The following is a 13681-nucleotide window of genomic DNA, read 5'->3' on the forward strand; positions in this document are numbered from 1 at the left end:
AATCATTCGAATCTTTTTAATCTGTGGCAAAAAAATATATTTTATTCTGTTTTTTGTGTTGCCATTTCGCGGTCGTTTCTTGACCATTCACTCCAAGAACCAGCATATAGTTTCGGAATTGGAAGTCCAGCGTAATCCATCGCCAATAAAGTATGGCAGGCCGTAACGCCAGAACCGCAATGTACGATTGTATTTTCTGGTTTTTTATCTTTTAAAACGGCTTTGTACTTTTCTGCTAATTCATTGGCTGGTTTAAAGAATCCGTTTTCATCCAGATTTTCTGTTAGTGGAACATTAACAGCTCCTGGAATATGTCCTGCAATTAAATCAAGCGGTTCTACTAAGCCATCATATCTGCTTTTATCACGAACATCGATTACAATATTTTGATCATTTTTACGGGCTTTTTCGACTTCTTCAATATCGGCTAAAAGCAATTTCCATTCTTGAGAAGGATATGTTGTTTTATCAAAAGTCTCAATTCCAGAAATGGTAGGAAAACCTGCTTGAATTGCTGCTTGATAACCGCCATTTAAAACCTGAATTTTTTCATGTCCAATGGCGCGCATCATCCACCAGAAACGAGCAGCGAAATTAGAACCGTTTTTATCATCGTAAACGACAACATGATCGGAAGGTGAAATTCCTAATGAAGAAAGTACTTTAGAAAAATCTTCTGGAGATGGCAAAGGGTGTCGTCCACCATTTGCTGGATTTTCTGGAATCGCAGCCAGATCGCGATTTAAATCTACAAAACGAGCGCCTTTCAAATGTTCTTTTTGATAATTTTCGAAAGTATTCGCGCCGGCTCTAGCATCAACTAAAATGATTCTAGTATTAGCAATTAATTCTTGAGCTGAAATTATAGGAGAAAGGATAGTTGACATTTTTTATTTTTTCTTTGAATTGCCAAGCCAGAGCAAGGCATTTAAAATTAATTGACTTTGTGTTTTGTTTTCAAAAGTATAGGATAAAGTCTTGTTTGTTCCTCCTTCATAATCAATATCATTATGCCCCATATTTACATACAGCATTTTGTATTTTTTATTGGTCCAAACAACGGGATAATAACCGCTGTGCCAGATTTCATGCGCTTTTGGACCAGTTCCTAAAGGAAAACTAGATTCGTCTATTGCTAATAAAATTTCGATATCAGGATTTTTAGTCAAATCATTCGACCATCTATACCATTCGTTTGGAGCAGAAGAGAAGGTTTTAGGCAGATTTTTAGTTACAGGATGCTGATTTTCTATTCTTAAAACTGCCGAAGTCGGTTTCCATGTATTGCTTCCGTATTCGCCAGAACCTAAAAAAGTATTATGATACCAGTTCCAATCTTGATTATAGCTCGAATTATTTAAAGCAAATGCCGAAAAGTGAAATCCGATGAAACCGCCGCCATTTTCCATATATTTTTGAAAAGCTTCACGCTGTTCCTTTTTCTCAGGTCTTGTGTCTAAAAACAAAACAATTTGATATTTAGACAAGAACTTCGCATTTAGATTATCCCAATTGCTAGTTGAATCATATTGAAAATGATTCTCTTCTGCTAGCTTTGGAAAGTATTTATTGGCTTCATGTACAAAACTGATATGTGCTTGATCGTTTTTTGCGGTATAAAAAGCAATGACTTTAAATTTAGTATTTTCTTTTTTGTTTTGCGAAAAGCCAAAAAATGAAATAAGGAAAAGAATTAATAAAAGGCTTTTTTTAAAATTGGTTTGGTGGTTTTGGTTAAAAATAGTCATAAATGCTTAGGAAATTATACTGGAATTTTTTCGATTAAAATTTCATTCTCAGATTTGTCAAAATATGTGCAAGTCATTTCCACTATATCAACTCTCCATTTTGCAATTCCTGCTTGTGCACAGTGCTTACAGAAAGTCATATAATCGGTTTCGCCGTGCTGATGTTTTACCAAGTTTTCTATAAAAAGTTCTTTGTTAGGAAAATCGGCTACTTTCATTTCAGGATATTTTTCTTCTGCAGCAGCGGTATAATTGTTTAATCCGTAATAAACAACGCTTCCGTCATGTACATAAGTATCGTATCCTTTTACACCCAGAATTATTAAATCTTGAATGTAATTAGGGAAATCTGCGCCCGTTTTTACTTTTGAATGGGCTTCTTTTATTTGTTCTATTGTAAACATATTTATATGATTTTTAAGTTAGGGTTTGCCACGAATTGCACTAATTTATACGAATTTTTTATTTAAAAATTTCGGAAAATTAATTAGTGTCAATTCGCGAAATTCGTGGCGAAAAAAAAATTATTTCAAAAATACGATTAATGCTTTTATAAATGAATCAAAAGATTCAATATGTGGCAAATGTCCTGTATTTGGAATTTCTACCAATTTTGAGTTCGGAATTTCTTTTTGAGTTCTTTTACCCAGCTCGGCATAATTTCCCATTGTTTTTCTCACTTCTTCAGAAACCAATGGTTTGCCTAAAGCCGTTTTATCTCTTGTTCCGATAATCAATAGTGTTTGGCATTTGATATTTTTAAATTCATATAATACAGGCTGTGTAAAAATCATATCGTACAAAAGAGCCGAATTCCAAGCCACAAGATCATAATCTGGTGCTGTGGTCCAGCCTGCGCTAAGTTCAGCCCATTTTTGATAATCGGCATTCCATTTTCCGTCATAATAATTTGCCATTTGGTACTGTTTAATGCCTTCGTAATTCTGTTTCAATTCCGCTTCGTACCACCAATCAACAGTTTTGTACGGAACAACCAATTTCCAGTCTTCTAAACCAATCGGATTTTCTAGAACCAATTTTTCTGTAGTTTCTGGATACATCAATGCAAAGCGCGTTGCCAGCATTCCGCCCATAGAATGTCCTAATACAGTCGTCTTGCTAATTCCTAAATGATCTAAGAGTTTTTTGGTGTTTTCTGCCAGCTGCTGAAAAGTGTATTGAAAATGATCTGGTTTTGTCGATTTTCCGAAACCAATCTGATCGGGAACAATTACGCGATAACCTTCTTTTGTCAACGCTTTAATAGTAGTTTCCCAATAAGCGCCATTGAAGTTTTTTCCGTGCAGTAAAACGATATTTTTCTGGTTATAGTTTTCGGGAATAATATCCATATAACTCATTTTTAGATACTGTCGCTGACTGCTCAGCTCGATAAAATGAACAGGAAATGGATATTCGTAATTGCTTAAATTAATATCTAATGCTTTTATATTTCCCTGTTGGGCAAAACTTAAGCATGGAATAAGTATGAATAATAGTCTTAGAATTTTCATTTTAGAAGGCATTGTTTTTATGATTTATAAAGTTAAACCGAACCATTTTTAAAACAAAGCTTAAAATCTTAAAGTTATCAGAAAAAAAGAGTTTGAAATGATTTTCTTGTTTTTAGTGCCAATAATCGATGTTTTGTTGAAATTTTATCGATTAAATGATGTTGATTATGAAAATAATGTATTTTAACGAATAATGGAGCACTTCAAAGGACTTCTTTTATTAATAGGAAAATAGGACGTAATTTAGTGTAAGAATGTTGTAAGCCTTAAATGATAGTATTATGAAAAAAACTATACTTTTACTCCTGCTCACAGTCCCCACATTTGCCCAAGAACTCAATACTTTTGATTTCGCCGTTATAAACTCAACCTTAATTTCTGCCAATATAGATCTTGACAAAGGTCGGAGCGTTGTTGCGGCAAATCAAGATCAATATTCAGCTTATTTTCAGTACGCTCTTACAATGTGTGAAGACGACATCATTTTTGGCGCTGGAATAGACAAGTCCGAAATCGATCGTACTTATGTGGGTTATATCGGAAAGATTTGCGATAAATTTAGAGCGACAATTGGCATAGGATATGTCGATTCTAGAAGTGGTTACGAGGGAACTTTTACAGGTTTTAGCATCTCATGGCATTTTTCTGAAAATACCTATATTGGTGGAAACTTAGAAAATTTACATTCGTCAATAATTGATTATGATACCGACGAAAGTTTTGATTATTATAAGAAACTTGTTCCCAAATTTTTTGGAAGTTATGAAATTATCCCAAATGTGATTGCTTTTGGACAGCTGAGTTCGAGAGTAAATGATATCGCTTTAAAATATCAGGTTCGCCGATTTTCAGCGGGAGGGTTTTATTCTGGACATTCGTTTGGTGGGATTTTCGGAACCGTTAATGTCGGACGATTTGCCTTTTCTTGCAGTACCACTTTTGAAAGAGTAAATTTTGGGTTAAAGTTTGAATAACGAAATTAAAGATAAAGTTTGATTAAGAGAAAAATCCCAAAGACAATATCAGCAATTGTTTTTGGGATTTTTTATAAAATTAATTTGCTTGTTATAGTCCAACAAAATCATCGCTTTTCGGGAAAATGCTCAAAGCTTGAATTGCAATTTCTGGAGTAGGAGAAGCTAATTTTCTAAGTTTTGTATCCATCCATGCACCATCAACCGTAATGGTTGCGCAAAGCGTATCATCTTCTCTTCTAAATTCGTGAATGATAGACCAGCGAGAAGCATCGGCCTTCATTTTTGAAGTTTTAGTATGAATGAATATTTTGTCTGAAAGTTTTAATTCTTTTCTGAAAACACATTCTTCTCTAAATAAAACAGGACCAAAACCTTGTGTCTGCATTACTTTTAAAGTTAAACCTAGTTCTTCTAAGATTTCGATACGATGCTGTGCACCAAAATCGTAATAAGCACTGTGACGAACGTGAAAATTTGGGTCAAGATCTGACCAGCGGAAAGATATTTCTTTTACAAATGAAGCCATTTTATAATTGTAATTTTAATGAGAAATCGAAATTACGAATAAAAAATAAAAGAAAATTATAAAATTACTATGCGTGCATATTTTTTTATTGTTATTTGTACTCATTTACATGATGTGGAAATTCTTCTTCGTAAAACGGATAAGAAATTCCAATAATAGCTATTTCATAATGTTCTGAATCCATTCCAGCAATATAGCAACCAATTCCTTTTATTTCTTTACTACTTTCATTATAAACTTTTAGATTAGGAATAGTTTGAGTTGAAATAAGCAGATTTTCTGGATGTTTTTCTGCTTTAATTGAATTCTTTTTACAGTACTCTGTGAAGAAATTATAATTGAAATTTTCGCTTACAAAGGTAATTTTTCCAGATACAACTCCCATAGGAGCATCTGCATTTTCAAGATTGCAGGTGCCAATTTTTTTATTATCAAGAAATATAGTGTAGTTCATTTAAATTTTCATCTTCGATAATTCTACCTCCAATTTATCAAAATTCTCCTCGTTTTTGTCGACTACATATTGTTTGAGCTTCTGGCATTCTGCTTCGGTTTCAAAAAGCATTTTGAAAACTACTTTGGTTTCCTTTTCAGAAATGGCTTCAAATGTTGTCAGAATCTGAAAAAGCGGTTTAGAATGACGTTTCCATGCAATAAGATTGGGTTTGTCAATTTTTATGAATTCACACTCATTTTCAAAATTTCCTCTTTCTGGACCATGCATGGTAAATTTCCATATTCCGCCTTCGCGAAAATCAAATTCATGAAATGTATTGGTAAAACCTTTTGGTCCCCACCAATTTTTCAAATGTTCAGGATTGCTCCATGCTTTAAAAACTAGTTCTTGAGGGAAATTCAAAATACGTGTGGTAACAATTTCTGAATCTGGGGTTGTCGAAAGAATCTCTGAAGTCATTTTTTTAAGTTTTAAATTAAACAAAAATTCACGGTTATAAAATTACGTCTATTTTTAAATACTTTCAAGATTGTCCCATTCGTATTCGATTTTATTTATTTTCATGAAATATGGAATTAATAGCAGAATTTCTAGTCTAAAAGAAAAATGATCTTTTCCTGCACTAAAAGGAAGTATGAAAAGAGAAGCAATGCATATTGCAATTCCAACAATGGCATCTATTTTGGCAATCATAATGGCGTTGGGCTTTTCAAACCAAAGAGAATATGCTGCAAATCCTTTAAGAAGCATGATAGAAATTATAAAAATTCCAGTTCCAGAATAAGCGGTATCGGTTGAGAATCCGTAAAGAGATAAATTTACATTAGGAACAAAAAGATTTGTAATAAGGGAACCTATTGCACATATAGCCATAAACATAAAAATCCAGCAGAAAACTTTTATCCACCAAGGCAAAAGCTTGCGTCTTATTATTTCTGGTTTTTCAAATTCATCAAAATTGCTTTTTAATTCTTGTTCCATGGTTTGTTTTTGGTATAGATCGATTGGTTAGATATATTTTGAGTTTAATTTTTAAGCTGTCTTTTCTCTTCTATCTTGTTTATTTTTTTGACAATCCATGGGAGTGTTAATCCTTGGCCAATTAAAGTAAGAAGTACAACTGCAATAGAAATGAAAATAATAGCATTTCTAAGCGGAAATGGCGTTCCGTCTTCTAAAAATTTTGGCAATCCAATTGCAATGGCAAGCGAAACAATGCCGCGCATTCCTGACCAGCTTATAATTAAGCTGTTTCCGAAGTCGAGAAGAGCATTTTCGCTTACTTTTCGCTTTTTCTTGTCGTTATTTCTAAAAGCTTTCTGAAGGTTTATTTTTTGAAGAAATATTCTGACCATTCTTGTTAGCAATGCTACAATTGTTATTATTACGGCATAACCAATATACGGCAAAATCATGTCATTTTCTATATCTTCTAAAACGTATCTGAAATTTAGTCCGATTAAGATAAAAATTAATCCGTTGAGTAAAAAGATAATAACATCCCAAAGGCTTTTAGAACTGTTTTTTAAGTGCTCTGGAAAAACTTTACTGCTTAAACGGGCCATTGCCAAACCTAAGAAAACAACTGCTATAACTCCAGAAACGTGTAAATGCTCGGCGACAAGATAGGTCACAAAGGGCATTAAAAGCATAAAACTCACAACGACATTAGTGTTGTTTCTAACCGTTCTTAGTATAATTCCTAATACTTTCCCCATTACCGCACCTACCAAAAAACCTCCTCCCAATAAAAAAACAAATTGAAAAGCGGCTTTCCAGATTACAAAAGTAGCGCCCATAACGGCAGCAACTGCAAAATGATAGGCAACCAAAGCAGAGGCATCGTTTATTAAGCTTTCGCCTTCAAGTATAGTTAAAGTTTTTTGAGGTATTCCAAGTCCTTTTGTAATGTTTATGGCAGCGACAGCATCGGTAGCTGAAAGTACAGCCCCTAGTACAAATGATAAAGGCCATGTCATGCCGGGAATCATATAATGAGAAACGACTGCAATCCAAAAAGTAGTGAAAAAAACTAATGGTATTGCTAGTGAACTAATTGTACCTATATTAGTTTTGAAGTGTTTAGGCGAAATGTTAAAAGAAGCATCATATAAGAGCGGAGGAAGAAAAATCAGAAAAATGATTTCGGGATTGATTTCGATTTCATTGATCGTTGGAATAAATCCGATGGCAACGCCAACAATTACGAGCAGAATCGGGTAGGGAAGTTTGGCTTTGTCTGCAAAAGCAGAAATACCGATAACGATGGCTAATATGAAAATGATTATGGTGTAGTTTTCCATTATGCTGATGCGCTAAATTTAGTTTTTAGATTTTTACCACTACAGTTCCGCTGATAATGTCATGAATTGCTCTTTTCTTTGAACTTGAAAAAATAGATATAAAAGAAAGCCATCCTAATAATAATTTGAATGAATATCGAATTATTGCCTGTAAAATATTTATTGATTTTGTTTCGTCTGAATTTTTTCTAATTCTAATGCTTTTAATATTGTTTCCAATTGTTCCTCCAAAAGTTGTTGCAATAGGTTCATACATAAATAAAGCTATCAATAAAACAGCTCTTAGCCAATCAGGAACATTTTTAAAATTGGATAAAATATCCGAAAAAATAATCATGCAAGCGATTATTAATACTGAATCAATTAAAATAGATTGTATTCTTTCTAATAAAAAAGGGTATTTTTCTTTCATTGATTTTTTTAACGAATATAATTAATTCTCTTTTATGCAGGAGTGATAAAAATTTTTGATCAACCCGAATGAAAAATATATTTTATCTTATTTAATGTTCTAATAATGACACCTAAAAAGGAATATGCCACATCTGTCAGGTATGTAAAATGTCATGTTGTCAGATGATTTTTTTGGCACTGACGCAAAACTGACAATTTTATTTGGTTTTTTATATTGGCACAAAGATTGACTTATGCCACCTGAGTTATTAAAATAAAATCAAAAATTAAATATATAAAAAATGGGTAAAATAATCGGAATTGACTTAGGTACGACGAACTCTTGTGTTTCTGTAATGGAAGGTAACGAAGCAGTTGTTATCCCTAACGCAGAAGGAAAAAGAACTACACCATCTATCATCGCTTTTGTTGAAGGTGGAGAAATTAAAGTAGGTGATCCTGCAAAAAGACAAGCAGTAACTAACCCTACAAAAACGATTGCTTCTATTAAACGTTTTATGGGACACACTTTTGCTGAAACTACAGAAGAGGCAAAAAGAGTTCCTTACAGTGTTGTAAAAGGTGACAACAATACGCCACGTGTGGATATTGATGGTCGTTTATACACTCCACAAGAATTGTCTGCAATGACACTTCAAAAAATGAAAAAAACTGCTGAAGACTATTTAGGTCAAACAGTTACTGAGGCAGTTATCACTGTTCCTGCTTACTTTAACGATGCGCAACGTCAGGCTACAAAAGAAGCTGGTGAAATCGCTGGTCTTAAAGTTATGCGTATCATCAACGAGCCAACTGCTGCTGCACTTGCTTACGGATTAGATAAAAAAGGAACTGATCAAAAAATTGCTGTTTACGATTTAGGTGGAGGTACTTTTGATATCTCTGTTCTTGAATTAGGAGACGGTGTATTTGAAGTATTATCTACAAATGGTGATACTCACTTAGGTGGTGATGATTTTGACCAAGTTATTATTGACTGGTTAGCTGACGAATTCAAAACTGAAGAAGGAATTGATTTACGTTTAGATCCAATGTCATTACAGCGTTTGAAAGAAGCTGCTGAGAAAGCTAAGATTGAATTATCATCTTCTGCTGAAACAGAAATCAACTTACCATACGTAACTGCTACTGCTTCTGGACCAAAACACTTAGTAAAAAAATTAACTAGAGCTAAATTTGAGCAATTATCTGATTCTTTAGTAAAACGTTCTATGGAGCCAGTTGCTAAAGCATTAAAAGATGCAGGTTTATCTACATCTGATATCGACGAAGTAATCCTTGTAGGAGGTTCTACTCGTATGCCAAGAATCGCTGACGAAGTTGAAAAATTCTTCGGTAAAAAAGCGTCTAAAGGTGTTAACCCTGATGAGGTTGTTGCTATTGGAGCTGCTATTCAAGGTGGAGTTTTATCTGGAGATGTAAAAGATGTATTGTTACTTGACGTAACTCCTCTTTCTTTAGGTATCGAAACTATGGGTGGTGTATTGACTAAATTAATTGAGTCTAACACAACTATTCCAACTAAAAAATCTCAAGTATTCTCTACTGCTGCTGATTCTCAACCATCTGTTGAAATCCACGTATTACAAGGAGAAAGAGCGATGGCTGCTGATAACAAAACTATCGGTCGTTTCCACTTAGACGGTATTCCACCAGCACCAAGAGGAGTTCCTCAAATCGAAGTAACTTTCGATATCGATGCTAATGGTATCATCAAAGTTTCTGCAACTGACAAAGGAACAGGAAAATCTCACGATATTCGTATCGAAGCTTCTTCTGGATTAACAGCTGAAGAAATCGAAAAAATGAAAAAAGATGCTGAAGCTAACGCTGATGCTGACAGAATTGCAAAAGAAAGAGCTGAGAAATTGAACGAAGCTGATAGTACTATCTTCCAAACTGAATCTCAATTGAAAGAATTAGGAGATAAATTAACAGACGATCAAAAAACAGCTATTGAATATGCTTTAACTGAATTGAGAATGGCTCACCAATCTCAAGATCTTGATGCAATCCAAAAAGGATTAGACAATGTTAATGCAGCTTGGAAAACAGCTACAGAAGCAATGTACGCTCAAGGAGGTGAAGGACAACAAGCTGCTCCACAACAAGAGCAGTCTTCTGGAGATAACGTTGAAGACGTTGAATTCGAAGAAGTAAAATAATTTACTCCGTAAAGACGTATTGCGTCTTTACAATTGAATATGAAAACCGAGTCAGAAATGGCTCGGTTTTTTTGTTTGTATCAATTAACGTAGATACGCACCACAGTTCGTCCAAATCTAGGTTTTTCACAAACTGATAATTGTCATTTCCTGTTCGGAATCTTTTTCGTAATATTACTATTGTAAATTTTCATGAATGAGAAAGATCAAATACAAGAAAGGACGCAAGCTGCAACACATTACTTTAGAGTATACAGGCTCACATAAAGAGCATGAGACCGAAATGCAGCTTTTTGTATACGATGATGCCGATGTTATTGAATACGATAAGTTTACCGTCTTGGCTCTAAATTCTTGTTTTGATTATACTAAAAACAATTGGCTTAATATTCATGGCTTAAATGACATTGATCTTATTAAAACGATTGGTGCTCATTTTAAACTTGATGATTTTCTTTTGGCCGATATATTAAATACCACCAAAAGAACCAAGCTAGAAGAACAGCAAAACGTTTTATTCTTCAATATAAAATCACTTTTACCTTCTGAGTATTCGGACAATCTTAGTGTAGAACAAATCAGTTTTATTTTGAAAGATGGACTTCTAATCTCTTTTCAAGAAAAACGAAGCGATTTTTTTACGCATATCAGAGAGCGTCTTCGCACACACGCAGGAATTGTTAGAACTAAAAAAGTAGATTATCTCCTTTATTTATTGCTTGATGCTGTAATGGAAAACTTCTATATTACTATTGAAGATGAAGAAGATAAAATTGAAGAATTAATTAATCAGGCTAAAAAAGGGGCACATCCTGTTATTCTTGAAAAAATTGAAAACCATCGTGATAATTTTAATTTTTTAAAACGTTCCATTGTGCCACTTCGAGATTCACTTTATTATCTAAAAACAATTAAAGATGATGATGAATCAAACGGCTTAATTCAGAAAGAAACATTTAATTTCTTTATCAGGCTACATCAAAAAAGTCTGGAACTTTTAGAACAGGTAGAATCGGATATGAGCGCACTAGAAAGTGCCTCAAACTTTTATTTTTCGGAACAAAGCCGAAAAATGAATGAAATCATGAAAACGTTGACTATCATTTCAGCGATATTTATTCCGCTTACTTTTATTGTGGGAGTGTACGGAATGAACTTTGAAAACATGCCAGAACTTAAAACCCAGAACGGCTATTTTGTGGTCATGGGCATTATGTTTCTGCTGGTAATAGCCCTAATTATCTATTTCAAAAAAAGACGCTGGTTTTAACGTTTGTTACAGTCGTGAAGAATTAGGATTTATGTAATTTTGTTATTTAGAATAAATATAAATAATTATGAGTAAAGCAATATATATTGCCACTAGCGACCATAATAGTGGAAAATCAATTATTACGCTCGGTTTGATGAGCATCTTAATTGGTAAAACAGCCAAAGTAGGGTATTTTAGACCTATAATCGAAGATTTTGTGGATGGTGAAGTAGATAATCATATCGAGACTGTTTTGTCGTATTTTAACCTTGATATTGCGTTTGAAGATGCTTATGCTATTACCAAAAGCAGATTAATTAAGAAAAAGAACAAAGGGAAAATAGGAGAGGTTCTAGATTTAATTATCGAGAAGTATAAAAAACTAGAAGAACGTTTTGATTTTGTTTTGGTTGAAGGAACAAGCTTTACGGGAGAAGGAACTTCTATCGAATTAGATTTGAATGTTTTGATTGCCAAAAATCTCGGAATTCCAACCATAATTGTAGGTTCAGGAGTTGGTAAGACTTTAGAAGAACTTTTAGATAGTCTGTATTTGGTTTACGATTCTTTCAAAGTAAAAGAGGTTGAAGTTTTATCTGTTTTTGCTAATAAAGTACAGCCCGAAAATATTGAATTGGTGACAAAAAGCTTGCAGAAAAGTTTGCCTTCCAATGTTTTGATAAATACAATTCCGCTTATTTCAAGTTTGAATAATCCGACCATGCAGGAAATTGTAAACGAATTGAATGCCAAAGTTTTGTTTGGAGAAAATTATCTGAATAACGAAATCGGACATTACAGTGTTGGAGCAATGCAACTTCATAATTATTTGGTGCATTTGCATAACAATGCTTTAGTAATTACTCCTGGAGACCGTTCTGATATTATTTTAGGAGCTTTACAAGCTAATGAATCGGCAAATTATCCGACGATTTCAGGAATTATCCTGACAGGAAATATTGTTCCAGAGGAAAGTATTTTAAAGCTTATTGAAGGGCTTTCGGCTATTGTTCCGATTATTGCTGTAGATGGAGGAACTTACCACATAACAAATAAAATAGGCTCTATAAAATCGGAGATTTACGCCAACAATACACACAAGATTGAAACCTCAATTAATACTTTTGAAAAATACGTCGAAATTGAAGCTTTATCGCAAAGAGTAATTACTTTTCAGCCGGAAGGTATGACGCCAAAAATGTTTCAATATAACATGGTTAAAAGAGCCAAACAGCATAGAAAACATATTGTGTTGCCAGAAGGAAATGATGACAGAATTATTACAGCAGCGTCAAGATTGTTGGATATGGATGTAGTGGATATTTCAATCATTGGAGATAAAAAACAAATCGAAAGTAAAGTCGCAGAACTTGGACTTACATTTGATTTTTCTAAAGTAAATATTATCAATCCTATCGAATCTGAAATGTATGAGGATTATGCTAATACGTATTATGAGCTTAGAAAAGCTAAAAACGTAAGTATTACAATGGCAAGAGATTTAATGGAAGATGTTTCGTATTTCGGAACCATGATGGTGTACAAAGGTCATGCAGACGGAATGGTTTCTGGAGCCGCTCACACTACACAGCACACAATTTTACCAGCACTACAATTCATTAAAACCAAACCTAATTCATCTGTAGTTTCTTCTGTATTCTTTATGTGTTTAGAAGACCGAGTTTCTGTTTTTGGAGATTGCGCTATTAATCCAAACCCAACAGCTGAACAATTGGCAGAAATCGCTATTTCTTCTGCAGAATCAAGTTTAGCATTCGGAATTGAACCAAAAATTGCTATGCTTTCTTACTCTTCAGGGGCATCAGGAAAAGGAGATGAAGTAGACAAAGTAAGAACAGCAACGGCAATTGTAAAAGAAAAAAGACCCGACTTAAAAATTGAAGGCCCAATTCAGTATGATGCTGCGGTTGATTTAAGCGTTGGAAAAAGCAAAATGCCAGATTCAGAAGTCGCAGGACAGGCCAGCGTATTGATTTTCCCAGATTTAAATACAGGAAATAATACTTACAAAGCCGTTCAGAGAGAAACAGGAGCTTTGGCAATTGGCCCAATGTTACAAGGTTTAAATAAACCAGTAAATGACCTAAGCCGAGGATGTACTGTTGATGACATAATCAATACAGTGGTTATTACAGCCATTCAGGCTCAAGGAATGTAAATAATTGTGAATTGCTAATGGTAAATTATGAATCTACTTTGCCTTAAAAATTTGCTTTTATTTCAATTTTAATTCGAGATATAAAAAATATAAAATAAAAAGTCTTGAGTCTTTAAAAAACTCAGCACCTTAGAAACTTAGCATCT

The 13681-nt window shown here is 33.7% G+C and carries 14 protein-coding genes; 4 read left to right on the plus strand and 10 right to left on the minus strand.

The window, feature by feature from the left end; all coding sequences use genetic code 11:
- Nucleotides 1-41: 41 nt before the first annotated feature.
- From AC5ZCW_RS20780 to AC5ZCW_RS20795, 4 genes are all read right to left on the minus strand, one after another.
- Nucleotides 42-887 carry a sulfurtransferase gene (locus AC5ZCW_RS20780; RefSeq protein ID WP_496121551.1) on the minus strand — a complete coding sequence of 282 codons (846 nt, stop codon included), beginning with the start codon at nucleotides 885-887 and terminating at the stop codon, nucleotides 42-44.
- Between the two features lie 3 nt (nucleotides 888-890).
- Nucleotides 891-1748 carry a ThuA domain-containing protein gene (locus AC5ZCW_RS20785; RefSeq protein ID WP_343543474.1) on the minus strand — a complete coding sequence of 286 codons (858 nt, stop codon included), beginning with the start codon at nucleotides 1746-1748 and terminating at the stop codon, nucleotides 891-893.
- A gap of 14 nt (nucleotides 1749-1762) precedes the next feature.
- Nucleotides 1763-2152, minus strand: coding sequence for a DUF1398 domain-containing protein (locus AC5ZCW_RS20790; protein WP_496121552.1), 390 nt, complete (start codon nucleotides 2150-2152; stop codon nucleotides 1763-1765).
- Nucleotides 2153-2272: 120 nt separating this feature from the next.
- Complete coding sequence (locus AC5ZCW_RS20795; protein ID WP_496121553.1) at nucleotides 2273-3262, minus strand: alpha/beta fold hydrolase; 990 nt, start codon at nucleotides 3260-3262, stop codon at nucleotides 2273-2275.
- A 281-nt stretch (nucleotides 3263-3543) separates the two neighbouring features.
- On the opposite strand from AC5ZCW_RS20795, the gene AC5ZCW_RS20800 reads away from it, so the two are divergent.
- Entirely contained in the window at nucleotides 3544-4236 is a 693-nt protein-coding gene (locus tag AC5ZCW_RS20800) for a hypothetical protein (protein ID WP_496121554.1), read from the plus strand.
- 91 nt (nucleotides 4237-4327) lie between these two features.
- On the opposite strand, the gene AC5ZCW_RS20805 is transcribed toward AC5ZCW_RS20800, so the two are convergent.
- The 6 genes from AC5ZCW_RS20805 to AC5ZCW_RS20830 all read right to left on the minus strand — a co-directional run bounded on the left by AC5ZCW_RS20805 (nucleotide 4328) and on the right by AC5ZCW_RS20830 (nucleotide 7937).
- Nucleotides 4328-4765, minus strand: coding sequence for an acyl-CoA thioesterase (locus AC5ZCW_RS20805; protein WP_111366488.1), 438 nt, complete (start codon nucleotides 4763-4765; stop codon nucleotides 4328-4330).
- Between the two features lie 91 nt (nucleotides 4766-4856).
- A complete protein-coding gene (locus AC5ZCW_RS20810) occupies nucleotides 4857-5219 on the minus strand; it encodes a hypothetical protein (protein ID WP_343543466.1) in 363 nt (120 codons plus the stop codon).
- A complete protein-coding gene (locus tag AC5ZCW_RS20815) occupies nucleotides 5220-5681 on the minus strand; it encodes an SRPBCC family protein (RefSeq protein WP_496121556.1) in 462 nt (153 codons plus the stop codon).
- A gap of 54 nt (nucleotides 5682-5735) precedes the next feature.
- Nucleotides 5736-6203, minus strand: a complete 468-nt coding sequence (locus AC5ZCW_RS20820) for a hypothetical protein (protein WP_496121557.1) — start codon at nucleotides 6201-6203, stop codon at nucleotides 5736-5738.
- 44 nt (nucleotides 6204-6247) lie between these two features.
- Nucleotides 6248-7525 carry a Na+/H+ antiporter gene (locus tag AC5ZCW_RS20825; RefSeq protein WP_496121558.1) on the minus strand — a complete coding sequence of 426 codons (1278 nt, stop codon included), beginning with the start codon at nucleotides 7523-7525 and terminating at the stop codon, nucleotides 6248-6250.
- A gap of 25 nt (nucleotides 7526-7550) precedes the next feature.
- Nucleotides 7551-7937, minus strand: coding sequence for an RDD family protein (locus AC5ZCW_RS20830; RefSeq protein ID WP_496121559.1), 387 nt, complete (start codon nucleotides 7935-7937; stop codon nucleotides 7551-7553).
- 283 nt (nucleotides 7938-8220) lie between these two features.
- Between AC5ZCW_RS20830 and dnaK the strand changes: the two genes are divergently transcribed.
- The 3 genes from dnaK (at nucleotide 8221) to pta (ending at nucleotide 13535) form a co-directional block, all read left to right on the plus strand.
- Nucleotides 8221-10104: a molecular chaperone DnaK gene (gene dnaK, locus AC5ZCW_RS20835; protein ID WP_177210065.1), complete on the plus strand. Its 1884-nt coding sequence runs from the start codon at nucleotides 8221-8223 to the stop codon at nucleotides 10102-10104.
- Between the two features lie 196 nt (nucleotides 10105-10300).
- Nucleotides 10301-11374 carry a magnesium/cobalt transporter CorA gene (gene corA / locus AC5ZCW_RS20840; RefSeq protein ID WP_177210064.1) on the plus strand — a complete coding sequence of 358 codons (1074 nt, stop codon included), beginning with the start codon at nucleotides 10301-10303 and terminating at the stop codon, nucleotides 11372-11374.
- Between the two features lie 67 nt (nucleotides 11375-11441).
- Complete coding sequence (gene pta, locus AC5ZCW_RS20845) at nucleotides 11442-13535, plus strand: phosphate acetyltransferase (RefSeq protein WP_496121560.1); 2094 nt, start codon at nucleotides 11442-11444, stop codon at nucleotides 13533-13535.
- Nucleotides 13536-13681: the final 146 nt, after the last annotated feature.

The organism is Flavobacterium sp. PLA-DH12 (genome assembly GCF_059511845.1).